21 protein-coding genes are annotated in these 23,676 nt (G+C 71.3%); 11 read left to right on the forward strand and 10 right to left on the reverse strand.

The features are described 5' to 3' along the window. Positions 1 to 255: 255 nt before the first annotated feature. On the forward strand, positions 256 to 1,029 hold the full coding sequence (locus QQM67_RS30050) for a LamB/YcsF family protein (protein WP_314178480.1): 774 nt from the start codon (positions 256 to 258) through the stop codon (positions 1,027 to 1,029). A gap of 80 nt (positions 1,030 to 1,109) precedes the next feature. Here the strand turns inward: QQM67_RS30050 and QQM67_RS30055 are convergent, their stop codons facing one another. The 3 genes from QQM67_RS30055 to QQM67_RS30065 all read right to left on the reverse strand — a co-directional run bounded on the left by QQM67_RS30055 (position 1,110) and on the right by QQM67_RS30065 (position 4,778). After that, a complete protein-coding gene (locus tag QQM67_RS30055) occupies positions 1,110 to 2,186 on the reverse strand; it encodes a 5-oxoprolinase subunit C family protein (RefSeq protein WP_314178482.1) in 1,077 nt (358 codons plus the stop codon). After that, complete coding sequence (locus tag QQM67_RS30060; protein ID WP_314178483.1) at positions 2,183 to 3,091, reverse strand: 5-oxoprolinase subunit B family protein; 909 nt, start codon at positions 3,089 to 3,091, stop codon at positions 2,183 to 2,185. Before QQM67_RS30060 ends, QQM67_RS30055 begins: the two co-directional genes overlap by 4 nt. 103 nt (positions 3,092 to 3,194) lie before the next feature. Beyond that, a complete protein-coding gene (locus QQM67_RS30065) occupies positions 3,195 to 4,778 on the reverse strand; it encodes a PucR family transcriptional regulator (RefSeq protein ID WP_314178484.1) in 1,584 nt (527 codons plus the stop codon). 441 nt (positions 4,779 to 5,219) lie between these two features. Here QQM67_RS30065 and QQM67_RS30070 point away from each other — a divergent pair, with 441 nt between their 5' ends. Continuing rightward, the gene (locus tag QQM67_RS30070; protein WP_314178485.1) at positions 5,220 to 5,567 is read left to right on the forward strand and encodes a hypothetical protein; all 348 of its coding nucleotides are present in this window, start codon (positions 5,220 to 5,222) and stop codon (positions 5,565 to 5,567) included. Between the two features lies 1 nt (position 5,568). Here the strand turns inward: QQM67_RS30070 and QQM67_RS30075 are convergent, their stop codons facing one another. Then, positions 5,569 to 6,795: an MFS transporter gene (locus tag QQM67_RS30075; RefSeq protein WP_314178486.1), complete on the reverse strand. Its 1,227-nt coding sequence runs from the start codon at positions 6,793 to 6,795 to the stop codon at positions 5,569 to 5,571. A 58-nt stretch (positions 6,796 to 6,853) separates the two neighbouring features. Between QQM67_RS30075 and QQM67_RS30080 the strand changes: the two genes are divergently transcribed. After that, a complete protein-coding gene (locus QQM67_RS30080) occupies positions 6,854 to 7,207 on the forward strand; it encodes a MerR family transcriptional regulator (protein WP_314178488.1) in 354 nt (117 codons plus the stop codon). 15 nt (positions 7,208 to 7,222) lie between these two features. Here the strand turns inward: QQM67_RS30080 and QQM67_RS30085 are convergent, their stop codons facing one another. Further along, positions 7,223 to 8,176: an alpha/beta hydrolase gene (locus tag QQM67_RS30085; protein ID WP_314178490.1), complete on the reverse strand. Its 954-nt coding sequence runs from the start codon at positions 8,174 to 8,176 to the stop codon at positions 7,223 to 7,225. Positions 8,177 to 8,275: 99 nt separating this feature from the next. Then, a complete protein-coding gene (locus QQM67_RS30090) occupies positions 8,276 to 10,153 on the reverse strand; it encodes a hypothetical protein (protein ID WP_314178492.1) in 1,878 nt (625 codons plus the stop codon). Between the two features lie 232 nt (positions 10,154 to 10,385). On the opposite strand from QQM67_RS30090, the gene QQM67_RS30095 reads away from it, so the two are divergent. The 5 genes from QQM67_RS30095 to QQM67_RS30115 all read left to right on the forward strand — a co-directional run bounded on the left by QQM67_RS30095 (position 10,386) and on the right by QQM67_RS30115 (position 16,192). After that, a complete protein-coding gene (locus QQM67_RS30095) occupies positions 10,386 to 11,411 on the forward strand; it encodes a LacI family DNA-binding transcriptional regulator (RefSeq protein WP_314178494.1) in 1,026 nt (341 codons plus the stop codon). A 97-nt stretch (positions 11,412 to 11,508) separates the two neighbouring features. Continuing rightward, on the forward strand, positions 11,509 to 13,104 hold the full coding sequence (locus QQM67_RS30100) for an FAD-dependent oxidoreductase (protein ID WP_314178496.1): 1,596 nt from the start codon (positions 11,509 to 11,511) through the stop codon (positions 13,102 to 13,104). 35 nt (positions 13,105 to 13,139) lie between these two features. Further along, positions 13,140 to 14,402 carry an ABC transporter substrate-binding protein gene (locus tag QQM67_RS30105; RefSeq protein WP_314178498.1) on the forward strand — a complete coding sequence of 421 codons (1,263 nt, stop codon included), beginning with the start codon at positions 13,140 to 13,142 and terminating at the stop codon, positions 14,400 to 14,402. A gap of 7 nt (positions 14,403 to 14,409) precedes the next feature. Further along, on the forward strand, positions 14,410 to 15,363 hold the full coding sequence (locus QQM67_RS30110) for a carbohydrate ABC transporter permease (RefSeq protein ID WP_314178500.1): 954 nt from the start codon (positions 14,410 to 14,412) through the stop codon (positions 15,361 to 15,363). Next, on the forward strand, positions 15,353 to 16,192 hold the full coding sequence (locus QQM67_RS30115; protein ID WP_314178502.1) for a carbohydrate ABC transporter permease: 840 nt from the start codon (positions 15,353 to 15,355) through the stop codon (positions 16,190 to 16,192). Before QQM67_RS30110 ends, QQM67_RS30115 begins: the two co-directional genes overlap by 11 nt. Positions 16,193 to 16,315: 123 nt before the next feature. On the opposite strand, the gene QQM67_RS30120 is transcribed toward QQM67_RS30115, so the two are convergent. Next, positions 16,316 to 17,269, reverse strand: coding sequence for a phosphotransferase family protein (locus QQM67_RS30120; RefSeq protein ID WP_314178504.1), 954 nt, complete (start codon positions 17,267 to 17,269; stop codon positions 16,316 to 16,318). Between the two features lie 159 nt (positions 17,270 to 17,428). Further along, entirely contained in the window at positions 17,429 to 18,337 is a 909-nt protein-coding gene (locus tag QQM67_RS30125) for an NADP-dependent oxidoreductase (RefSeq protein ID WP_314178506.1), read from the reverse strand. A gap of 120 nt (positions 18,338 to 18,457) precedes the next feature. On the opposite strand from QQM67_RS30125, the gene QQM67_RS30130 reads away from it, so the two are divergent. Both QQM67_RS30130 and QQM67_RS30135 read left to right on the forward strand, forming a co-directional pair. After that, positions 18,458 to 18,898 (forward strand): winged helix-turn-helix transcriptional regulator, encoded by a 441-nt coding sequence (locus QQM67_RS30130; RefSeq protein ID WP_314178508.1) that lies wholly within the window; start codon positions 18,458 to 18,460, stop codon positions 18,896 to 18,898. A 305-nt stretch (positions 18,899 to 19,203) separates the two neighbouring features. Then, positions 19,204 to 19,656 (forward strand): hypothetical protein, encoded by a 453-nt coding sequence (locus QQM67_RS30135; RefSeq protein ID WP_314178510.1) that lies wholly within the window; start codon positions 19,204 to 19,206, stop codon positions 19,654 to 19,656. Positions 19,657 to 19,803: 147 nt separating this feature from the next. Here QQM67_RS30135 and QQM67_RS30140 read toward each other — a convergent pair whose 3' ends face one another. Next, the gene (locus QQM67_RS30140) at positions 19,804 to 21,117 is read right to left on the reverse strand and encodes a pyroglutamyl peptidase (RefSeq protein WP_314178512.1); all 1,314 of its coding nucleotides are present in this window, start codon (positions 21,115 to 21,117) and stop codon (positions 19,804 to 19,806) included. Between the two features lie 265 nt (positions 21,118 to 21,382). Beyond that, on the reverse strand, positions 21,383 to 22,795 hold the full coding sequence (locus tag QQM67_RS30145; RefSeq protein WP_399067942.1) for an MFS transporter: 1,413 nt from the start codon (positions 22,793 to 22,795) through the stop codon (positions 21,383 to 21,385). A gap of 743 nt (positions 22,796 to 23,538) precedes the next feature. On the opposite strand from QQM67_RS30145, the gene QQM67_RS30745 reads away from it, so the two are divergent. After that, positions 23,539 to 23,628, forward strand: coding sequence for a putative leader peptide (locus tag QQM67_RS30745; protein WP_399067944.1), 90 nt, complete (start codon positions 23,539 to 23,541; stop codon positions 23,626 to 23,628). The last annotated feature ends 48 nt before the right edge of the window (positions 23,629 to 23,676 follow it).

Here is a 23,676-nt window from a genome sequence, read left to right on the forward strand (position 1 = left end):
CACCCTCCTTCTCAGCATGGGCCTGGGGCCTGTGGGCCTGATGCCCACCGCTGCCCACCGCACCTCGCCGGACGGGCGCCCGGCACCGGGCCTCGGGCGATGAGCAATGGACACTGGGCACTCGGAAGCACCCTCACCGTCCGGACGCGGGCGCAGCCATTGGCCGGGTGGGCCAAGCGGACAGGTTCACCTGGCCCAACCGAGGAATTGCCGGTGCCGTGCCACCGCCGCAGGGTGGGCCGCGGGGAGGTTCGGATGAAGACGCTGATCGACCTGAACGCCGACGCCGGCGAGAGCTTCGGCCGCTGGCGGCTGGGCCACGACGAGGAGTTGCTGCCGCTCGTCAGCTCCGTCAACGTCGCCTGCGGCTGGCATGCCGGAGACCCGGCGATCATGCGCCGCTCGGTGCGGCTGGCGGGCGAGCACGGCACGGCTCTCGGCGCACACCCCGGGCTGCCCGACCTGGCGGGCTTCGGGCGCCGGGCACTCGCGCTCTCGCCGGACGAGGCGGCGGACGCCTGCCTTTACCAGTACGGCGCGCTGCGCGCGTTCGCCGACGCCCACGGCGTGCGGGTCACGCACGTCAAGCCGCACGGCGCGTTCTACGGGCTCACCATGCGGGACCCGGCCGTGGCCGACGCCGTCGCCGACGCGGTCGCCGGCGTCGACCCGGACGCGGTGGTGGTGCTGCTCGCGGGCCCAACCGCCGAGCGCGTGGCCGCCCGTGGAGTACGGGTCGCGCGGGAGGCGTTCGCGGACCTCGAGTACGACGACGAGGGCCGCATCATCATCGAACCGGACCCCCCGGCCAAGGACCCGCGGGCCTGCGCGGACAAGGCCGCGGACATCCTGAACGGGCACGTCACCACGGTCGGCGGCCACCGGGTCGAGGTCGACGCCGACACCGTCTGCGTGCACGGGGACCGCCCCAACGCCGTCGACGTCGCCACCGCCATACGCGAGCGGTTCACCGCGGACGGCGTCACCGTCGAACCGATGGCGGCGGTGCTCGGCGCGACCCGCGGCTGACCGGACACCCGGCCGTGCGCCCGTGCGGCTGTGCGGCCTTGCGGCTGTGCGGTCTCCCAGTCACGTCGCGTCCGATCACGTCACGTCACGCCAGGCAGCTGCTCCAACCGCCGTGCGTCCAGGGCGAATTCGGCATGCCAGGCGAGAGCGTCCGCCTCGTCGAGATCGATCTCGCGGAACCGCACGGTGTCGTATCCGGGGCGCAGCTGCCCGAGCTTCCACAAGTCCGCGTACACGACGGCGGCGATCACGGTGAAGCCTCCGGACGTCGGCCCGTCAGGGCCCAGAACCGTCGGCACGTCGCCGATGACGGTGACGCCGCCGAGCGGATAGCTGCTGTCGAGCACGTTGGACGGGTGGCTGCCGGCGACGCCGCCGTCGTGCCGCGCCCAACTGAACGTATGCGCGTCGAGCTTGATGCCCAGCCGGTCCGAGTTGAGGTCGACCCGCCACGTACGTCCGGTGAACTCCCGCCAGCCCGCCGGAGTCAGGAACTCGCGGCCGCCGTGCGGGCCGCGTACCACGGCGAGTTCCCAGTCCGTGTGGTAGACGGGGCGCAGCGCCTGCGGCAGCCGCAGTGCCGCGCCGTCCGGGTCGTGGCCCCCGCCGAACGTGCCCGCGCCGAGCGGCAGTTCGTCGCCCTCGACGAGCGGGCGGCCGTCGACGCCGCCGATGCCGCTGAGGGTGTGCACGGAGCGCGAGCCCAGCACCTCCGGTACGTCGATGCCTCCGGAGACGGCGAGGTAGAGCCGGAACCCGGGCCCCTTCGCCGCGCCGCAGGCCAGCACGTCGCCGGGGCGTACCGGGACGGTCTGCCACATCGGCACGTCGACGCCGTTGACGGTGGGCCCCGCGCCCTCGGCGCCGCACAGCGCCACCCGCGCCGGGCACGTGAAGCGTGCCGCGAACCGGCCCAGCGGTATCTCCAGCCCCGCGTCCCGCGCGTCGTTGCCGACCAGCAAGTTGGCGGCCCGGAGTGCGAAGCTGTCCATCGGGCCGGACGGGAAGAACCCCTTCGCCTGGAGGCCCGTACGGCCCGGGTAGTCCTGGACGGTCGTCTGCACGCCCGGCTCGACGATCTCCATCCGGGCGCGCCCGCTCTCCGGTACGGCCTGGGCGTCACCCGGGAGGCCCGGTTCAACTGCTCCGCGCCTCACGGCAGTTCCGCCCCGTTGCCCAGATGCTCGGCGACCACGAGCGGCGCGTCCTCGACCTCGTAGGTGTACCGGTCTTCGAGCACCTGGCGCCGCAGCTCCAGCAGCTCGTCCTCCTCGACCCGTGTGAACCGCACCCGGTCGCCGGCCCGCACGAGGAACGGGTCGTCACGGAACACGCGGTTGCGCCCGAACAGGTCGTAGATGGGCAGGGTCCTGCCGAACAGCTGGAAGCTGCCCGGCGCGTCCACCGGATAGATCGCGACGCACGGACCGCCCATGCCCACCGCGCCCTCGGGCGTCCACGCGCGCGTGGGGTTGTACTTCGGCACCGACAGCGTGCTCGGGCCCCGCAGGCGGAACATGAACGGCAGCCCGGGAGCGAAGCCGTTGAACGCCGTCCACCAGTCGGTGCCGGATATCGCCTCGTACAACTCGTCGCGGCCGTGCAGGCCGTTCTGTTCGGCGATGTAGTCGATGTTGCCGCCGCCCAGCGTGTTGGGCGCGTCCTGCCGGATCGTCGAGGCGTACCGGGCGACGGCCCGGCGGGTGGCGGAGTCGTCGAACGCCAGCGGCAGCACGATCCGCCTGCTGGGCAGGGTGAGTTCGGGCAGATCGGGCTGCTGCTCGTGCAGGGCTTGCAGCCGGTCCATGAGGACGCTGCGCGCTGTCGTACCGGGATCGAAGCTCAGCAGTATCGAACGCAGGCCCGGTGCCGCGTCGAGGAGCCCGGGCGGCGGGTTCTCGTCGAGGGCGCTGAGCACCCCGAGAACGAAGAAGTTCAGCCTCAGGTCGAGCGTCTCGTCTCCGTACTCGATCAGCAGCCAGCGGTCTCCGGCCTGGCGGTAGGTGACGGCCGGGCGGCCGGCGCAGGGCGGGGTGCCGGCGATCGCCGCGTGTTCGCCCATGGACGCCTCTCGGCTAGGTGCGGACGATGAGGCTCCATCGTCGTGACGGGACAGTCGGCGCACAAGGCACATGCGGAGCGCCTCGGGCCGCTTCGGGCACGCGTCACCGTCCCTCGCGCAGCAGCAGGGCAAGCCACAGCTCGGCGCGGGCCGTCGGGTCCTCCAGGTCGCTGTCGAGCAGTTCGGTGATCCGGTCGAGCCGGTAGCGCAAGGTGTGCCGGTGGATGCCGAGTGCCGTCGCCGACGCGTCGATGTGCCCGTTGTGCGCGAGGAAGACGTGCAGCGTCGAGATCAGGTCCAGCTTGGAGCGGGTCGCGTGCCGGTCGAGCGGTTCGAGCAGCGAGTCCGCCCACCCGTAGGCCCCCGGGTTGTCCAGCTGGGCGAGCAGTCCCGCCGTGACCACGTCCTTGGCCAGCACCAGCCGCGCCGTCTCCTTCGCCCTTCCGTAGAAGACGCCGTAGAAGACGGAGCGCGCCCTGCGCAGCGCGTCCGGCACCTCCGGCAGCGGTGCCGCCTCGCTGACCACGCCGCGGGAACCGGGCACGCGGTGCAGCACCTCCTCCAGCGCTTGCAAGTCGCCCTGCGCCTCCGGGAGCAGCACGACGAGGCTGTATCTGTCGTACGGAGCGACCAGCGCGCCCGCCTGCTTCAGCGCCAGATGCTCCTCGGCGGCGCGCAGCAACTCCTCGACGCGGCCGCCGTCTTGGCTGCCGTGGCTGCCTTGGCCGCCGTGGCCGCCGTGGGTTCCGTCGCCGGCACGGCCGAGCATCGCGACGCGCAGCGGCGCGGCCGGCAGCGTGACGCCGAGAGTGTCCGCGGTCGACTCCGCCAACTCGGCGTGGGCGCCGATCGCGAGGCGCAGCACGGCGAGGCGCTTCTGCCGGTTCGCCTCGCGGCCCGCGCTGCGGTACGAGGTGTCCAGCCTGAGCAGCCCGACCGCGCTCGCCAGGACCGTGTGCTCGGCGGGGGTCGGCGGCGCGGAGCGCCCCGCGGCGAGATAACCGGTCGTACGTCCCTGGCTCTCGATGGGCAGTACGGCCGCCTGGTCGCCGTCGACGTCGAGCGAGGCCGCGTGTACGGAGGCGTGAGCACCCCGGCGCAGCCGGTCCAGGCCGGCCCGGATGCGGGCGGCATGGCGGCGGGAGGCGTGCGGCGCCGCGTAGCGGGCGGCGCCGGTCTCGTCCAGCACCACCACCCAGCAGCCCAGCGTCCGGGCCAGTTCGTCGACCACGGCTCGGGGACCGCCCGGGGAGAGGGCGGCGCCGATCAGATCGTGCTGTGCGGCGAGCGCGGTCGTCAGCGACTCGTCCTGCGTACGGGCGATGGCCCCGGCGACGGCCTCGCTGATCGCGATGAACGGCGTCGGCTCCGGCACCCGCAGCAGCGGCAGACCGGCACGCCCCGCGGCGCCGACGAGCTCCTCCGGCACCTCCTCGTGCCCCAGCCCCACCCCGAAGCCGAGCGCGGCCACCCCGTGCGCGGCGAGCCGGCCGACGTAACCGTCCCAGTGGGGCGGCGCGGTGTGCATGCCGGTCGTCAACAGCAGCTCGCCGCCGGTGAGATAGGGGGTCGGATCGGTGAGTTCGCTGACATGCACCCACCGCACGGTGCGCTGCTCGTCGAACTCCCCCAGCGCCCGCAGCCGCAACTCGCTCCGGTTCAGCAGCCACCGCAGAGTGGGCCCCATGCGGCACCTCCCGCCGATCTCGCCCGGCACCGAGGCAGCGCGCCGACGCCGATGATGCCGATGACCTGGCCGGTTTCAGGGCAGCCACCCTAACCGTCCCCGACCGCGCCGGGTCCGGGTCGTCCTTCCCGGCGACCGCGCGCCGGGGCGCGGAATTCTCGCCGCGGCCATCTACACGGTCTGGCGCCGGAATTCCCGGTACGCGGCGGGTACTTGAGGGCCGACTCGCCGCGTCGTAAGAGCTGACGGGGCGCAGGCTCACGCTCCTGCGGTATCACCGGGCAGAGCCCACGCCGCGGCCTGGTCGGCGGACAGCGCCTGGGACCGGTCAAGGCCGACTGCGTCCGCTCGCCCGGAGTGACGTGCCTCGCAAATGCTTGAATCTCCACCGCGGAGGAGTTCGTAGCGTGAAGCGCCGATCGCTTCCAGAAAGGTGAACTGATGTGCTCCGTCAAGACGTTGGCTGCGGGGACGGTTCTCGCCACCGCGCTGTCTGCCTCCCTTCTGGTGCCCGCGGCGAGCGCCGCGGAGCGCGGGACGCAAGGCAGCACCGTGCAGGCACACCGGGCGAGCGTCACCTCCGTCTGCGTCATCACCGGCGACTCTTCCGGTCACGCGGTTCCGTACTTCCGGGCACTCGGCTCGGGTCCCGCGGGGTACGTCGGGGCCGGATCGCAGTTCGTCACGACGGGCGGCATCTGGTGGGACGGTGCCTGGTTCAACCAGGGCTACTTCCCGGGCGGAGCCCAGGACGTATACGTCCAGGGGATCTGGGTGAACTGCGGCTGACTCACCCACGCGGCTCGCCTCGTGCTCGCTCTCGGCCCGAGTGTGGAAGCGCTCCAGAATCCGAAGGTGCCCTGCCGGCGGCAGCGGGGCTGCGAAGCAGGGCGAGCGGGGCGAGCGCGAGGGCCGCGACCGCCGCTGCGATGAGGGGCAGCAGGGCAAGGGAGTCGAGCGTGGAGACGAGGCTTCCGAGCCCTGCGCCGACGCCGATGCCCATGTTGAGGACCGTGATGAGGATGCTCCCGGCGGTGTTGCGGAATTGCTCGGAGGCCACCCGCATCACGTGGGCCTGGAGCACGACGGGCAGAACCCCGATCAGCGCGCCCCACAACGTCACTTGGGCGACGTAGACGACGGGGCCGCTGGGCAGCCCCATTCCGGCAAGAGACCCGGCCAGGGCGAGCGCGGTGACCGGCAGTGCGGAGTGCGGCCAGCGATCGCTGATGCGGCCCGCCATGAGGACTCCGGCGAAGCCGCCGATCCCGCTTGCGAGCAGCACCCCCGACATCGACTCCGGTCTGATGCCGGCGACGGCGCCGCTGACAGGCACCACGAACGTGAACACGGCGTAGTAGCCGATCAGGGAGAAGAAGCCACCGCCGGCCACGAGGAGCACCGGCCTGGCCGACCGGTCCCATCGCTCGGCCGTCGGCCGGGCCGATCCGCGATCGATGCCCGGCACCACGATGGTGATCGCGGCCATGCAGGCGAGGCACGCGGCGGCAAGTACGGCGAAGGTCACCCGCCAACCGGCCTGGTGCGCCAACTCGGTTCCGGCGGGCAGGCCGGCAAGGCCCGCGAGGGTGGGCCCGGCCAGGACGATCGACAGAGCGCGTCCCACCCGGTCCGGCGGGACCAATGAGGCTGCGTAGGAGACCACCACCGCCCAGAAGAGGCCGTGGGCGGCGGCCGCAACCATCCGCGCGGCGAGGGCCGCCTCGTACGTCGGCGCCACCGCTGTCGCGAGGTTCGCGACCGCCATGACGAAGAGGCTCGCGAGGACCACCGACTTGCGGGCCCAGCGCATCGTCGCGCGCACCAGCGGGATGCTCGTCAGGACGATCGTGCCCGCCCACCCTGTCACCAGCAGTCCGGCAGTCGCCTCGGCGACCGAGAGAGAGGAGCTGAGGGAATCCAGGACTCCCGCCGGCATCATCTCCGCGCTCACGGTCGTGAAGGTCGCGGCACTCAGCACCAGCAGCGGTGCGAGGAAGTTGCTTGGTCTAGTCACGTCCGAGAACGTAAACTTTGACATCAATGTCAAAGTCAAGCCTCAGCGAGGATCTCCCATGAAGATCGGTGAGCTGGCGAAGCGGGCCGGTATCTCGACGCGGATGCTTCGGTATTACGAGTCACAGGACCTTCTGCACTCCGAGCGAGGCCCCAACGGCTACCGCTACTTCCACGACAGCGACATCGAACGAGTGCGGACCATCGTGAGCCTGATCCAGTCCGGACTGCCGACTCGGCTGATCCACATCCTTCTCACCGCGCAAGACCGGCCGGACGACTGGACCGACGCGTGCGACGACGAGTTCACCGCGCTCCTGCGAGCCGAGTTGGACGCTCTGGACGACAAGATCTCCTGCCTGACCCGGAGTCGTACCGCCGTGAGCGCCTATCTCGAACGGGCCGCCGGGTAGCGGTCGCTGGAGCCTTCAGCGTGGCCCGAGAGCCCGGCGCAGGACCGCGATCTGCTCGGTGGCGGCCCGGCGGGGGAGGGTGAGCCGGGGCAGTGCGCGGTCGAAGCCGTGGAAGGCGCCGGGCCACAGGTGGAACTCGGTCGACACTCCGGACGCGATCAGGCGCAGCGCGTACTGCGCGCACTCGTCGCGGAACACCTCCAGTTCGCCGACGTCGACGTACGCGGGTGGCAGCCCCGACAGATCGGTGGCGCGGGCGGGCGCCGCGTACGGGGAGGTCCCGGACCCGCCGGCGAGCGGTCCGAGCAGCGCCTCCCAGGCGTAGAGATTGTTGGCGCGCGGCCAGGTGACCGCGCTGCTGAACGTACGGCTGGAGTCGGTGGTGTTCCGGTCGTCCAGCATCGGGCAGAGCAGGAACTGGAAGGCCAGACCGGGGCCGCCGCGGTCGCGGGCGAGCAGGGCCGTGCCGGCTGCAAGGCCGCCTCCCGCGCTGATCCCGCCGACGGCGAGGCGCTCGGGGTCGATGCCGAGCGGGCCGGCGTTCTCGGCCGTCCATCGCAGGGCGCGGTAGCAGTCCTCGACGGGGGTGGGGTGGGGGTGCTCGGGCGCGAGCCGGTAGTCCACGGACACCGCGGCGAAGCCGGTCTCTTCGACGTACTCGGAGACCCGGGCGTCGTCCATCTCGGGTGAGCCGAGCACCATGCCTCCGCCGTGCATCCACAGCAGACAGGGCAGCGGCCGTGGGCCGGCCGTGCGCGGCCGGTAGGTCCGCACCCGTATGCCGTCGGCGCCCGGCAGGTCCTGGTCGGCGACCAGGACGCTCTCGGCGGGCGGCTCGGCGGCGGCCGCGCGGGCGTCGCGCAGCGCGACCAGTCCCTCGTACGGCAGGCCTTCGAGGACGGTGGGAACCGGGGGGTCGGCGGTGAGTGCCGCGGCCATCTCGGGGTCCAGGTTCGGGTGGTGGGCCATCGGGTCGAGCCTTCCTCGGAGTGCCCGGCGGCTCCGCCGCTCGTGGCGGGGCCGCCGGGCGCAGCACCGTGCGGTTACGGGCGCACAGCCGGACGGTTGTCAGTACGCAAGTCTGACGCTCACGTTGATCGCGCCGCCGTGCGGAACCTTCAGGATGTGCATCCGCCGGCTGCCGTCGCGCAGGTACGTGACCGAGGCCGCCGCGATGCCGGCGGCACGTGGACCTCCCCACCGGATGTGCACGGCGCCGGTCCCCCGGTGCAGGTCGATGCCCGTCGCGGTGGCAGCGGCCGAGCCGCCCCACGGCACGGTGGTGCCGTCGGTGAAGACCACGCGGTCAGACGCCTGGAGGATCAGCGGCACCGTCTCCGTCGCCGACGAGGTGGCCCGCACGGACCGACGCACCAGCCCGTCCTCGACCTTCACATCGGTGACGACCGAGCCGCTGGGTGTGCCGAATCGGAAGGCGTAGGGCTCGCCGCCGAAGAACTGCCCGGGCTGGGGACCGTCGGAGTCGGGGACCTGGCCGGGCAGCACGGTGGACCACAGGCCGTGGTCGTTGTCGTTGAGGGACTGGATGACCGTGCCGGCCACCGGGTGCCACAGGAAGGTCAGCCCGGTGCGCGCCGTCGTCGTCGCCCGCGTCCCGAGGTAGGCGCCCAGGTAGACGCCGGGCCGCCGGACGTAGAGGAAGTCCTGGCCGCGGTCGGTGCGGTGCTCGGTGAAGTTCTTCGAGGCGATGTAGGGCACGGCCGCGATCGCCTGGTTCTTGGCCTTCAGAGTCGGGTTCCGCTCGCCGTAGCCGGCGTGGGCGAGGATGCGCGGGGAGGTGTCCTGCTTGACCAGGCCCGGCACCGGCGACTCGGTCGCGGCCCAGGCCGCGCGTGCGGAAGCCAGGTCCTCGCGTGCGGAGAGGAACGCTCCCAGCGCCGGCACGGACGGGACGAACTGGGCGTTGAGCGCGGTGCGGTCCGGGTCGGGCCGGGTGTCGTCGTAGGCGCGGGTGCTGGTGCGCGAGGAGGGCGCGATGTTGCAGAACCACCCGGAGCCGTCGGGTTCGCGCAGCAGGTTGTAGCCGAGCCAGTCCGTGAACTTCGCCGTCATCGTGACCAGGTGGCTGTTGTCCGACTGGCGCCACGCGTCCGCCAGTTCGGGCAGCATCACCTCGAAGTTGTAGTTCATGTCCATGCCGCGCTGCTCGTAGAAGAAGCCGGCCGGGCTCTGCCCGTCGCGGGCCAGCCGGACGAAGGCGTCGTCGAGCCGCCCGCGCAGTTCCGCGTCGGGATTGGTCCTGAGCGCCAGCGCCGATCCCGCCAGTCCGGCGGCGACCTGGTTGGCGTAGGTGATCGGGGTCTGCCATACGCCGCCGTTGGACGGGTCGAGGAGCCAGTTCATCGCACCGTGCAGCGCACGGGCGATCTGGGTGCGCCGGGTGGGCAGCAAGCCGGCGTCCTTCAGCAGGACTTGGGTCTTGCTGAGATAGCCGAGCGCGAAGCCGGTGGCGGGGAGGGAGTGCTCGCCGGGGCTGTACTCCGACCATGACCCGTCGTCGTGCTGAAGGCTCAGATAGTGGCCGAGCGCCGCGTCGAGGCCCGCCAGCAGGGCCGCGTCGCCGGAGTACGGGTTCCAGGAGCGGGCCTTGGTGAGGAACCAGGCCAGGGTGTAGACGTGCTCCTGCACCCGCGCGTTGTAGGGCGCCGAGGGCGTACGCCACCATCCGCCGCCCATGAAGCCGGGGGTCGAACTGTCGCTGCCCTCGATGTCGTCGACCATCCCGGCGAGGCTCACCAGGTAGGGCGCGAAGCGCTGTTCGGCGGCGGCGAAGGCGCTCCGGTCGGGCGCGCCCGGGGGCAGCGGCGCGAGGTCCGGCAGGCCGCCCGCGGCAGCGGCACGGGGTGCGGGCAGGGCGGCCGCGATGCCGGCGGCCCCGGCGGCTGCCAGCAGTGCGCGGCGCGGCAGATCGATTCCGTGCTTCACGGGGCGACTCCTCAGAGTGAGTGAAGGCGAGACGACGCCGACGGGGCGTGACCGTCCGTTCTGAGCGGACACCGTTGCCTCATCCGGAGCGGCCGTCAAGTTGGTAATCCGAATTACTTCAGGGATTTTTGCCGGGACCCAACCCCTTGACGCGTTGGCGCCGAGCGCTCTACGTTCCCTTCACCTGGTCAGGCAATGCGTATTAGCACCGACGGAGCGGGAGCGATCGTCCATGAGCCAAGCCCCCGGAAGAATCACGCAACGTGATATCGCGCGGCTTGCGGGCGTCAGCCAGACCGCCGTCTCGCTGGTGCTGAACAACCGGGGCGACGCCGCTGCCCGGATCGCTCCGGAGACCCGTGAGCGCGTGATGCGCGCCATCCGCGAGACCGGCTACACCGCCGACCCGCTCGCCCGGCGCATGCTCCAGCAGCTCAACCAGATCCTGGGCGTGTTCACTTACGAGCCGGTCTTCCCGAGCACCAGCGCCGACTTCTACCACCCGTTCCTGCGCGGGATCGAGGAGAGCGCGGAGCGCAGCGGATGCGATCTGCTGCTGTTCACCAGCGCTCCGGTGCATGAGGGCCGGCGGCGGATCTTCCACGAGAACAACCGGCTGCGGGTGGCGGACGGCTGCGTCCTGCTGGGCCGCGAGATCCCCTCCGGGGAGCTCAGCCGGCTGGTGGCGGAGGGCTACCCGTTCGTCTGCGTCGGCCGCCGCGACGACGCGGACGGCCGTCCTGTGCCGTACGTCGGAGCCGACTACGTGAGTGGGACCGCGCAACTCGTCGACCAGGCAAGGGACCTCGGCCATCGGCGCTTCGCCTTCGTGGGACCCGGCAGGGGCGCGGAGTCCTCGGCGGACCGGCTCACCGGCTTCCGCCGGGCGGCCGGGAGCGATGCGCCGTACCTCTCGGCGGAGACACCGGATCCGGCCGAGCGGCTGGCCCGGCTGCTGGACGCGGGTGTCACCGCGGTGTTCATGGAGGTGCAGGCCGAGGCGGTGGCCCTGGTGGCGGCAGCGGAGGCGCAGGGCCTGTCGGTGCCCCGCGACCTCTCGGTGGTCACCTTGGGCGATCCGACCACCCCCGTCGATTCGCCCCTGGACTTCACCGGCTTCCACATCCCCCGGCAGCAGATGGGCCGTCAGGCGGTGGAGCTGCTGGCCGACGTGCTGCACGACCGGACGTCCGCGACCCAGCGGCTGCTCGCGTGCGAGCTGACGCAGGGCGAGACCCTCGCCGCGCCGTCGCGCTGACATCCAGCGCCAGCACCGGCCCGCACCGCCCGGAACTCAGCGGCCACGCACCGCGCTTGTCCGGGACGACCGTACGACTCGTCAAGCAAGGAGCCCCATGGAAGCGGACATACTCGTCGTCGGCGGCGGAATCGGCGGCGTCGCGGCGGCACTCGGCGCCCTGCGCACCGGCCGGACCGTGATCCTCACGGAGGAGTACGACTGGCTGGGCGGACAGCTCACCAGCCAGGCCGTGCCACCGGACGAGCACACCTGGATCGAGCAGTTCGGCGCCACCGCCTCCTACCGCGCACTGCGCGACGGCATCCGCGACTACTACCGCCGCCACTACCCGCTGACGGCCGCGGCCCGGGCCCGCCGCGACCTCAACCCGGGCGCGGGCTGGGTGAGCCGGCTGTGCCACGAGCCCCGCGTATCGGTCGCGGTGATCGACGCGATGCTCGCTCCGTACCGGGGCTGCGGCCGCCTGACCGTACTTCAGCCCTACCGCCCCGTGGCCGCAGCCACCGACGGCGACCGTGTGACGGCGGTGACGCTGGCTCACCGCCACAGCGGCGAGCGGATCACCGCCACCGCCGCCTACGTACTGGACGCGACCGAGACCGGGGAGCTGCTGCCGCTGACGGGCACGGAGTACGTCACGGGTTTCGAGGCGCGGGGCGACACGGGCGAGCCGTCCGCCCCGGACACCGCCCAGCCGCTCAACATGCAGGCCGTCTCCTTCTGCTTCGCCGTCGACCACGCCGACGGGGACCACACCATCGACCGCCCCGCCTCGTACGACTTCTGGCGCGCCTACCGGCCGCCGTTCTGGGGCGCCCCGCTGCTGTCCTGGTCCGCGCCCCATCCGCGCACCCTCGAGACCGTCGAGCGGATGTTCACTCCCGACCCCGGCGACGACCCCGCGGCCGTCGTCGCCGACCAGCGCGTCAGCGGCGGCGATCTGAACCTGTGGACCTACCGCCGCATCGCCGCCCGCGACAACTTCACCGCGGGCGCTTACGACGGCGACATCACCCTGGTCAACTGGCCGATGATCGACTACCTGGAGGGTCCGGTCATCGACGTCACCGACGCGGACCGGCACCTCGCCGCCGCGAAGGAGCTGTCCCTGTCCGTCCTGTACTGGATGCAGACCGACGCCCCCCGCCCCGACGGCGGCACCGGCTTCCCCGGACTGCGGCTGCGCGGCGACGTCACCGGAAGCGCGGACGGCCTCGCGCAGGCCCCGTACATCCGCGAGTCCCGGCGTATCCGCGCCGAGTACACCGTCCCGGAGCAGGATCTCTCGCTCGACGTGCGCGGCGGCAAGGGCGCCGTGAACTACCCCGACTCCGTCGGCATCGGCATGTACCGCATCGACCTGCACCCCTCCACCGGCGGCGACAACTACATCGACGTCCCGTCCAGCCCGTTCGAGATACCTCTCGGCGCGCTGATCCCCGTCCGGATGGAGAACCTGCTGCCCGCCGGCAAGAACATCGGCACCACCCACATCACCAACGGCTGCTACCGGCTGCACCCCGTCGAGTGGAACATCGGCGAGGCCGCCGGCCTGCTGGCCGCCCACTGCGTCGAACACGGCCTCACCCCCCGGGCAGTCCGCAACACCCCCGTCCCGCTAGAGGACTTCCAGCGCACGCTCACCGCCCACGGAGTCGAGCTGCGCTGGCCCGACATCAGCGGCTACTGAGCAGGTCAGACTCACGGCTGAAAGGTAAGACCGGCATGATCTCCCACCGACAGCAGCGCACCGCCAAGCTCGCCGCCCTGGCCACCACCGGACTGATCGCCCTGACCGCCTGCGGCGGCAGCGGCGCCGGCTCCGACGACGGACCCGTGAACCTCCGTATGACGGTCTGGTCCGGCGCCCCGGAGCACCTCAAGCTCCTCAACGGGATCGCCGACGACTACCGCAAGTCCCACCCCGAGGTGAAGTCGGTCAAGTTCGACGTCCTCCCGGTGGAGAACTACACCGAGACGCTCACCACGCAGATAGCCGGCGGCAAGTCCCCCGACCTGGCGTGGATATTCGAGAACTCCGCCCCCGACTTCGTCTCCTCCGGCGCCCTGAAGGAGGTCGAGGACGACCCCGACGTGCTGCCCGCCGCCAAGAAGATCTGGAAGCACGACGGCAAGCTCTACGCCTACCCCTTCTCCACCTCGCCCTTCGGCGTGTTCGTCAACACCGACATGCTGGAGGAGGCCGGGCAGCCGTCTCCCGCCGAGCTGATCAAGAAGGGCGAGTGGAACTGGGACGAGGCCACCAGGATGGGCGCCGCGGTGCACGACAAGACCGGCAAGACCGGCATGGTCATCCGCGACTTCGACTTCAAGGCGTGGGACAACCTCGCCGCCTACTGGGACGGTTGGGGCGCCGAGGCGTGGTCCGCCGACGGCAGGACCTGCGGCTTCGACAAGCCGGAGATGGTCAAGGCCATGACCAGCCTGCACAGCGCGATCTTCGACGACAAGGCGATGCTCGCCCCCGGCGCCCCCGCCGACTTCTTCGCGGGCGAGGCCGCCATGACCGTCACGCAGATGAGCCGGGCCTCGCTGCTGACGGACAAGTTCAAGTGGGACTTCGTCCCGCTGCCCGAGGGGCCCGAGGGCGACTACGCCGTGACCGGCCAGGCGGGGATCGCGGTGCTCAACAAGAGCAAGCACGCCGATGCGGCCGCCGATTTCCAGGCGTTCATGACGAACAAGAAGAACTCCGCCAAGCTCGGCACGTACTTCCCGCAGGCCCGCAGCTCCCAGCTGGACGCCGGCACGCTCGCCAAGAGCAACCCCAAGCTCAGTGAGGAGCAGCTGTCCAGCGTCGTCGTCGACGGCATCAAGCACGGCAAGGTCAAGCCCGTCCACATTGGACAGGCCGAGATCGCCGAGGCCGTACGCTCCGCCCTCGACCCGCTGTGGAAGCCGAACGCCGACGTGCGGAAAGTCCTCACCGGAGTCTGCCGCGCCATCAAGCCCCAACTGAAGCCATGACGGCGCCATGAGGACTCTCGAACGACCCCGCGTCCCGGCCGCCGGCCCGCGCGACGGCGGCTCCCGCGCCGGGAGGCCCTTCTGGACCTCCCGGCGCCGGGACCAGCTGGCCGGCTACCTGTTCATCGCCCCGCAGCTGATCGGCAGCGTCCTTTTCGTGCTGATCCCGCTGATCCTGGTCGTCTGGTACAGCTTCCACGAGTGGAACGTGCTGGCCGGCAGCTTCCACTCAGTGGGCGCCGACAACTACCGCAAGCTGCTCGACGACCCGAAGCTGCCGGGCGTGCTGCGGGCCACCGGATACTTCTCCGCCGGCCTCGCGGTCCTCAACCTCGGACTGGCGCTCGTGCTGGCCGTGCTGCTCAACCAGAGACTGCGGAGCAGCGTCGTCTTCCGCACCCTGTTCTTCTCGCCGGTCGTCGTCTCGCTGGTCGCCTGGACCATCGTCTGGGGCTTCCTGCTCCAGAAGAACGGCGGCATCAACGCCGGCCTGGACCTCGTCGGCATCCAGGGACCGAACTGGCTGCGCGAGGAGACCACTTCGATGATCTCGGTCATCGTCGTCCAGGTCTTCAAGAACGTCGGCCTGAACATGGTGCTCTTCCTCGCCGCCCTACAGGGCGTGCCGCGGGAGCTGTACGAGGCGGCGACCGTCGACGGGGCCGGGAGGTGGCGGCAGTTCTGGCGGATCACGGTGCCGCTGATCAGCCCCACCATCCTGCTCACGTCGATCATCACGGTCGTCGGATCGCTCCAGGTCTTCGCGCAGATCGCGGTGCTCACCCAGGGCGGCCCCGCCGGCTCCACCACCGTCCTCGTCTACTACCTCTACCAACAGGCGTTCCAGTACCACCACTTCGGCTACGGCGCCACGCTGTCGGTGCTGCTCTTCCTGATCGTGCTCGTCCTGACCGTGATCCAGTGGCAGATGCGCAAGAAGTGGGTCTTCCATGAGTCGTAAGCTCTCCACCCGCGCCAAGGTCGTCCTGTACGGCGTCCTGCTGGTGCTGTGCGTGCCGTTCGTCTTCCCGACGTGGTGGATGGCGACGTCCTCGCTGAAGCCGGCGGCCGATGTGTTCGCGTTCCCGCCGTCCCTGTTCCCCGACAGCCCGAGCCTGCGCGCGTACGAGAAGGTCTTCGACCTCCAGCCGTTCGGCCAGCAGTACTTCAACAGCATGTACGTCGCGGTCGTGGTGACGCTCGGCACGCTCGCGGTGTCGTCGCTGGCCGGATACTCCTTCGCCCGTATCCGCTTCCGCGGGCAGAACGTGCTCTTCCTCGTGGTCCTCACCGGCCTGCTCATCCCCAGCGAGGTCACGATCGTCCCGCTGTTCCAGATGTTCCACGGATGGGGCATGGTCGACACCCACTGGCCGCTGATCCTGGTGCCGGTGCTGGGCGCGCCGAGCGTCCTTGCCACGTTCATCATGCGGCAGTTCTTCATCGCCCTGCCGGGCGAGCTGGAGGAGGCCGCGCGGATGGACGGCCTGGGCCGCTTCGCCGTCTACTACCGGATCGCGCTGCCGCTGGCCCGGCCGGCGCTCGCGGCGGTGGGCATCTTCACCTTCCTGCACAGCTGGAACCTCTATCTGGAGCCGATCGTCTACCTCTCCACCCCGGAGATGTTCACGCTCCCCCAGGCGCTTACGCAGTACGTCGACGCCTACGGCGGCCCCATGTGGAACGTCCAGCTGGCGGCGGCCTCCCTCACGGCCCTCCCGGTCCTCGCGGTGTTCGTCTTCGCCCAGCGCCAGTTCGTGGAGGGCCTCGCGCACACGGGGCTGAAGTGACACGGGCCCGCGTCGCGTCTGCGCCTCGACGTGACCAGGGCGAACGTCGTCCCCGGACGCGGGAGCCGGGCCCGGCGCCTGCCGCCAGGTCCGCGACCCGGGCTCAGGCTGGGCTGTCCTGGCTCAGCCCGACTCGCCCATCAGGGCGGTGACATAGGCGTCCAGCCGCTCCTCCACGGCTCGCGTCGTCAGTTCCGTCCTTCCGGCCTCCCGCCATGGCTGCGACACCGACCGCACTTCCTCCGAGAGCGCCAGCGCGTCCCGCACCTGCCAGTACAGCCGCTCGCTCGCGGCCGCGGCCAGCAGCCCTCCGGCCTTCTCGTACGCCTCGGCGAACCGCAGACCCCACTCCGGGCCGTGCAGCAGCGCCAAGTTGGCCGAGCAGTGAGCCACATCGAGATCCGCCGGGCCCCATGAGGTCCCGGCCCAGTCGACGACGCCGGTGATGCGGGCACCGGCCGGCCGTGAAGGCAGCACGTCGAACAGCACGTTGCCGGGGTGGAAGTCCCGGTGCAGGAAGCGCCCTTCATAGGGCGGGCGGGGCTCGCGGATCACGGCGATCGCCGCCGCCCACGCCGCCGCGTCGGCGCCCTTCGGGACCGCGACGGTGTCGGCGGTCGTCAACGCCTCGTACTCCCGGGGCCGTTCGGCGGGTCGCAACGCATGGATCGCCACGAGTCGACGGGCCAGCAGCGGGACGCGCGCCTCCAGTCCCTCGTCGTCGAGGACCGTCCGGCCCGCCAGATGCGTCATCAGGAGCGACGGGTACTCGCAATGCGCGGCGGTCCGATCGACCGCGACCAGCGCTGGTGCCGGCACACCTGTCCCCGCGAGCAGGGTCAGCGCGCCGGCCTCCCGTTCCAGCATGTCCCCGGCGTGCTCCACGTCGACGACGGTCCGCAGCACCAGGTCACGGGTGCCTCCGTCCCGACCGCCGATGGTCAGCCTCCGCATCTCGGCGGTGATGCCGCCGTGCAGCGCCTCGGTTCCGACGATCCGTTCGCCGGCCTCCAGATGCCGGCTCACCCACGCCAGGGTCGACGGCCGGACAGCCGCGGCCTCATCGTGGTCGGTCACCGTGGCAGCTCATCAGCCCGGCGGCGGCACGCGCAAAGGCTTTCCTCGGAGGCGAAGGCCCTGCCGGCCGACCGGTGGCCGGGCCGCGGGCGGCGAGCGGACCGGGGCCGACCGGGGCCGACCGGGGCCGACCGGGGCCAGGGTGACGTACGGCGGATCTCAGGGGCGCAGGACGTACTTCCCGCGCACGCCGCCCTTGGCGACCGCGCGGTGGGCGGCGGCGACCTGGTCGAGCGGTACGACGGCGTGCACCCGCGCCGGCAGGCGGCCGCTCGCGGTGGCATCGAGAAGCCGGGCGAGCCGGGCGCCGTCGGGGTGCGCCACCACCACGCGTACGGTGACGCCGCGCACTTCTGCCGGCTCCGCACCCGGCTGTACGCCGACGAAGAGGCCGCCGTCGCGGACGAGTTCGACGCCCTGCTCCTGGAGCGCGGCACCGTCGGCCACCGCGTCCCAGCCGGGCGCCGCCCGCGTGGTGAAGCCGGCGCCGAGGCCGCGCACGAACTCCTCGTCCTCGGCCCGGGCCAGTCCGGTGACCTGCCAGCCGCGGTCCTGGGCCAGCGGCACGACGTTCCCCCCGACCGCGCCGGCCGCCCCGGTCACCAGCAGGCTCCGGCCCTCGCCGTCGCCGAGCAGGTCGACCAGCTGGGCCGCGGCCAGGCTGTTGAGCGGGACCGTGGCCGCCGTGGCCAGGTCGAGCCCGTCGGGCACAAGGGCGGCGTCGCTCGCCGGAACGACCAGCTGCTCCGCGTACGTACCGAAGTCGCGGTCGAACCCGGCGACCAGCCCGGCGACGCGGCTGCCGACCGGCAGGCCGGCGTCCGGACCGGCCGCGGTGACGGTGCCCGCGAAGTCCCAGCCCAGGCCGGTGTGTTCGGGCTGATCGACCAGCCCGAGCCCGTGGAAGACCCCGGCGGCGACCGCCAGGTCGACGGGATTGACCGCGGCCCCGGCGATCTCCACCCGGATCTCGCCCGGCCCCGGCTCCACGACGGGTACGTCGATGATCTCGATGGACTCGGGACCCCCTGGGGTGCGGACGACCGCGGTGCGGAAGGTGGTGGCCATGGTCTGCCTCCTACGTCTGGAGATATCGGTGCTGTTCCTCCACAGTGGAGGGGTAGCTCTCCAACGGGAAGTGCGCACTTCGAAGTGCGTTTGTCACCGCGCGGTAGGAAGGAGCGGTCGATGCCGACGATGACGGCGGCCCAGAAGCGGGCGCAGGCGAAGGTCGAGTACGACGCATTCCTGGCCGGCTGCCCGAGCCGCCGGCTCCTCGACCGGATCTCCGACAAGTGGGTGGCGCTGGTCCTGGCGGCGCTGGGCAGCGACGGCCCGCACCCGGGTGCTGACTGCGCGGGCGAGCCCCGGCCGATGCGCTACTCCGAGCTGTCCCGGCGGCTGGCCGGTGTCAGCCAGAAGATGCTCACCCAGACCCTGCGCTCCCTGGAGCGCGACGGCCTGCTGACCCGCACGGTGACGCCGACCGTGCCCGTCACGGTCACGTACGAGCTGACCGCCCTCGGGCTCTCGCTCCACGACCTCATGCGCAGCATCAAGGTGTGGGCGGAGGCGCACATGGACGAGGTGCTCGCCAACCGCGAGAAGTACGACACCCGCGACGCCTGAGCCCCGACGGCTACAGGACCGGCCTCTGTCCCGTCCTCACCTCCACGCTCACCATTCCGCCCGGGAGTCGGCTCCGCGCCACCCGGAATGTCCGTTGCCTGCGGCGCGGAAGGAGCATCAGGCGCCGCGGAAAGGCGAATTACGCGGAATCTTCGCTTCATGCGGCGCGGCAGAAATCCCGGGCGCCGCGGCAATGCCTGCCGTCTCCCGCCCAGCCATAACGTCCGGCCGTACGGGCGGACCGAGGCTGCCGCCCACGTTCAGGGTGACCTCCGGCTGCCCAACTGATGGAAGGAAACACCGCGTTGAATTCAACAGGGAAAGCGCTGGCGACCGGCGCGGCAGCGGTTCTCGCACTGGCGTCGGGCGCCACGACCGCGGCCTCCGCTTCGCCCGCGCCTGCCGCTGAGGCATCGGCGTCGCACATCAAGGAGCGCGAGAGCAACAAGAACGGCTCGTACGGGATAGTCGTGGGGCACTGGCACAAGAAGGGTTCCAAGTACCGCGGCGTCAACTGGGTCTACGCCTCGAAGGATCCGGCGAAGAAGGCGCATCACGCGAGATGGCTGTACAAGCAGCCCGGCGGCAAGGTCCACGTCGGCAAGAGCTGGAAGAAGGGGAAGTACTTCTCCAAGGAGAAGTTCACCGAGGTGAACTGGTACACCAAGCCGCCCGGCGGCAAGAAGCTCCGCAAGGGCTCGCTGGTGTGCACGCAGTTCAAGGGATCCGGCAAGAAGACCTGCATCAAGCTCAACTAGGCGCCGGATCAGGCATCTTGGGGCGTGGCCGCCGTCCGTCGCTCAGGCGCGGGCCTGCGCCGCACGAGCGACGATCGACGGCGCCCACCGAATGCCGGAAACCGCGTGCAGTCACAGTCCCGGCCCGCCCCACCGCGTACGACGGTGTCAGTGCCCGGCCGCCACCCGGACGATCGAGCGGACCTGCTCGATGATGTCCCGCCGGTTCTGGAGGAACTGCGGGTCGGTGATCGTGCCCGTGGCCGGGTCGGTGTTGCCCGGGCCGAACTCGAGGACAGGGGTGTGCACATGGCCGCCCGGGATGTTCAGGCCGAGCCGGTCGCGCAGCAGCGTCGCCCGGTAGGCGATCTCGTTGGAGAGGTAGTCCCCGCCGCCGCCCTCGCGTGCGGTCGAGCCGTCGGTCGGCCCGTCCGGCCGCGTCACCGGCTCACTCGCTCCCGCCGGGATCTCGACCACCTCCGTGTGGTCCTTCACCGGGAAGCGGCCCGTCGGGGAGGACACGATGTCCCGGAAGGGAAGCGTGGTGGCCGTCCACTGCGGCTGCGTCGACTGGTCGGTCACCGGGATGGTGCCGGAGGCCGAGATGTTGTCGTTGTCGGGGAAGGTCCCCCGCCATGCCCCGTTGTAGCGCTCGACGTCGAACCGTCCGGGCCGGCCCTGGCTGACCGTGGTGAACAGGTCCACCTCCGGCAGATGCGGCCACAGCGTCTCCTCGACCGTGCCGCGGGCGAAGTCCGCCCAGCGTACGGGGAACATGGCCGTCTCGATCCTGGCCCGGCCCGCCTTCGTGCGCACCACCGCGCCGTCGAGTGCCAGCGCGCTCGCGCCGGACGGATTGCTGATCCGGATGTCCTCGTCCAGCGTGAACGGGTCGAAGCCGGTGACCAGCACCCGCTTCAGGCCCTTGTCCTTTCCGCCGTCCTTCCCGCTCTCCGTCCCGCCGTCCTTTCCGCCTTCTCTCCCGCTGTCCTTTCCGCCCGGGAAGGAGATGGCGTCCTGACCACGCGAGGTGCGCTCCAACTGGTCGCGCAGTGCCGTGCGTTGGGCATCGGAGAGCTCGAAGCCGGGCCGCCACTGCCGCAGAGCGCCCGTCATCCCCAGCCGCGCCCAGTACAGGGGCCGGTCGTCCGCGCGGCTCAGGTCCCCGTCCGCCGGGCCGCGCCCCTGGGCACGGTCCACCGCCCGCTGCCACAGCCGCTGCCCGTGCCGCGTCACGGCCTGCTGCGCCTCGCCGTAGGAGTCCGCGCCGCACAGAGCCCGGGTGAAGCCCGGAGCCGCAGAGTCGAATCCGGAACGCTGAAGGATCTCTTGCGGGACGTCCTCGGCCAGGCGCTGCTCCTCCACGGTCAGCGGCACCGACTCGTCCGTACACCCGGCGGGCTGCTCGGCCAGCGCGGGCGTCACGGGCAGAGCCAGGCTCACGACAGCCACCGCGGCCAGCTGGGCGTGCAGTCTTCGCATCCGGAACTCCTCCGTTTGGTCATTGCCGACGTGGACGAGGACGAGGGGGCCAGGTGCCCCAACAGGCAGGCGCATACGGGACGTTGGCGTCGGACGTTGGCGTCGGACATCTTGCCCGGCCGTGCCGCCGGCGCTCTGAGGCTAGCCGCTCGGCGTACGCGTCGTGGACGTCGCTGCGCATCCGAGAGAACGAGATGTCCTGTTACCAGGACGAGATGTCCTGCTTCCGACCCGCGAACGCCCGCGAACTCCGCCGCCCCCGGGCTCAGGCCCGATAGCGGCGCAGCGCGGGCATCGCGACCGTCAGGGCCAGCATGGTGACGATGACCAGCAGGCCGCCGGCGGTGACGGCCGTACGCGTGCCGAGGGCGGCGCCCGCCATGCCGTGCACCAGGTCCGCCACTCGCGGGCCGCCCGCCACCACGACCGTGAACACCCCCTGCATGCGGCCCCGCATGTCGTCGGTGGCCACGGACTGGAGGATGGCGCCGCGGAAGACCATGGAGACCATGTCGGCGACGCCGCCGGCCACGAGGAAGCCGACCGCCCACCAGAGACTCGGACTCAGGCCGCTGCCGGCGACGGCGATCCCCCAGGCGACCACGGCGCCGATGACCATGACGCCGTGGTTGCGTGCCCGGGAGAAGGCCCCGGAGAACAGCCCGCCCACGACGGCCCCGATCGGGATCGCCGCGAACAGCAGGCCCAGGGCGAGCCCTTCGCCCCACGGCGAGTAGGTCGTGGCGGCGAGCTGCGGGAAGAGGGCGCGCGGCATGCCGAAGACCATGGCGACGATGTCGGCCACGAAGGAGAGCAGCAGCACCCGGCTCGCGGTGATGTACCGGAATCCTTCCGCCACTTCACGCCAGCCCGCGAGGCGCGGAGCCGCGGCCGCGGTCTCCGCCCCGGTCCCCCTCCCCGTCCTCGTCCCCGTCTTCGTCCCCGTCTTCGTCCGCGTCCGGGTCAGCGGCGGCAGGGCGGGCAGCCGCCACACCGCCCACAGCGCCGCGCACAACCCCACCGCATCGATCAGATACAGCTCCGGCAGCCCGATGACCGGGATGAGCGCGCCGGCCAGCAGAGGGCCGAAGACCATGCCGGTGGACCCCACGGTCGTCATCAGCGCGTTCGCTGCGGGCAGCTCCTCCAGCGGCACGAGCCGGGCGATGGAGGCGCTGCGGGTGGTCTGGTTGATGCCGAAGAACGCCTGCTGTGACGCCAGCAGCACCATCAGCACCAGAACCGACTCGGCGCCCGTGACCGCCTGCACCCAGAACAGCAGCGACGTGACGGCGATGCCCGCGTTGGTGACGAGCAGCAGCTTGCGCCGATCCACGGTGTCCGCGATCGCACCGCCCCAGAGCGAGAAGAGTACGAGCGGAATCAGCCCGGCGAAGCTGGCGTAGCCGACCCAGGCCGAGGAGCCGGTGATGTCGTACACCTGCTTGGGCACGGCCACGGCGGTCAGCTGGCTGCCGACGGCGGTGAGGGCCGTGGAGAACCACAGCCGGCGGAAGGGCGGGTGGCGCAGCGGGCGGGTGTCCATCATCAGCCGCCGCCAACCGGTCGGCGGCAGCGGGTCCTTGACCGGCGCGTCCCGGGCTGCCGGCAGATCCGGCCCGACCTGCTTGCTCTCCGCCCGCGCGGTGTCCTCGCCTGCGGTCTCCGCGCCGTCCACGGCAACTCCGGTTCCTGGTACATCTACTGGGTCGCGGACCAGTATCGCCCGGCGCGCCCGCGGGCACACCGGCCGTAGTGCCGGGCAGCGGCCCCTGCCGGACCAGCAGGTGCGCGAAGTATCAGAAGCACTTGGCCCTGCTCGACCGCATCCGGGGTTCGAATGCCCCTGTCCGGCTGGGCCGTCGACGACGTGCCAGCGCCGTGTGGGGTGCTTGGCCGGCGCGACCATGAGCCCGAGACGCGGGTCGCCACGATCCGGACGAAGGGTGGGTGGACGGCGGTCCAACTCCTCCCGCGTCTCCCGTAGTCGGCGTGCATGGCGGGGAACACCACTGGTCCCGCTCCGACCCGGGGAACGCCGGGTGGACCGGGCCGCCCGTGAGGGCGTCGTCGGGGAGCGCCACTTCGGTCTGCACCGACGACGTGATCGTGACAGCAACGCGCAGCCCCCGCTGCTCGCGCCCCGCTACGTCCCACAGCCGCACCGTGTCCTTCGAGGCTCCGGTGGCCAGTGCCTTCCCATCCGGACTGAACGTAACGTCTACCGTGAATTCGTGACTGCGACACCTTCTTGAGACATCCATGGCGTCCTTGACTCGATAACCGCGAGTCCAAGACTTCGATTAAGGCGTTCGTCGACCAAGCCAGGCAGCCTCGTAACAACGAAACACTCCCTTCATAAATCAGCGCTGCCCATGCATTCCTTGACGCCGTGCGCCGTCGGCTGCTTTCATCAATGGCATGACGAAGCAGAGCGGACTCACGCGTCGGCGCCATGTCGATCTGGCGCGTGTCTTCAGCGCTTCTTGTCGTCACGTGACCTTCGTGTGAGCTGCGTTGACGGCTGACTGAAGCCGTCGTCGGCTCTCGGCTCCGAGC

It is taken from the genome of Streptomyces winkii, from assembly GCF_032248595.1.
Classification (GTDB): Bacteria; Actinomycetota; Actinomycetes; order Streptomycetales; family Streptomycetaceae; genus Streptomyces; species Streptomyces winkii.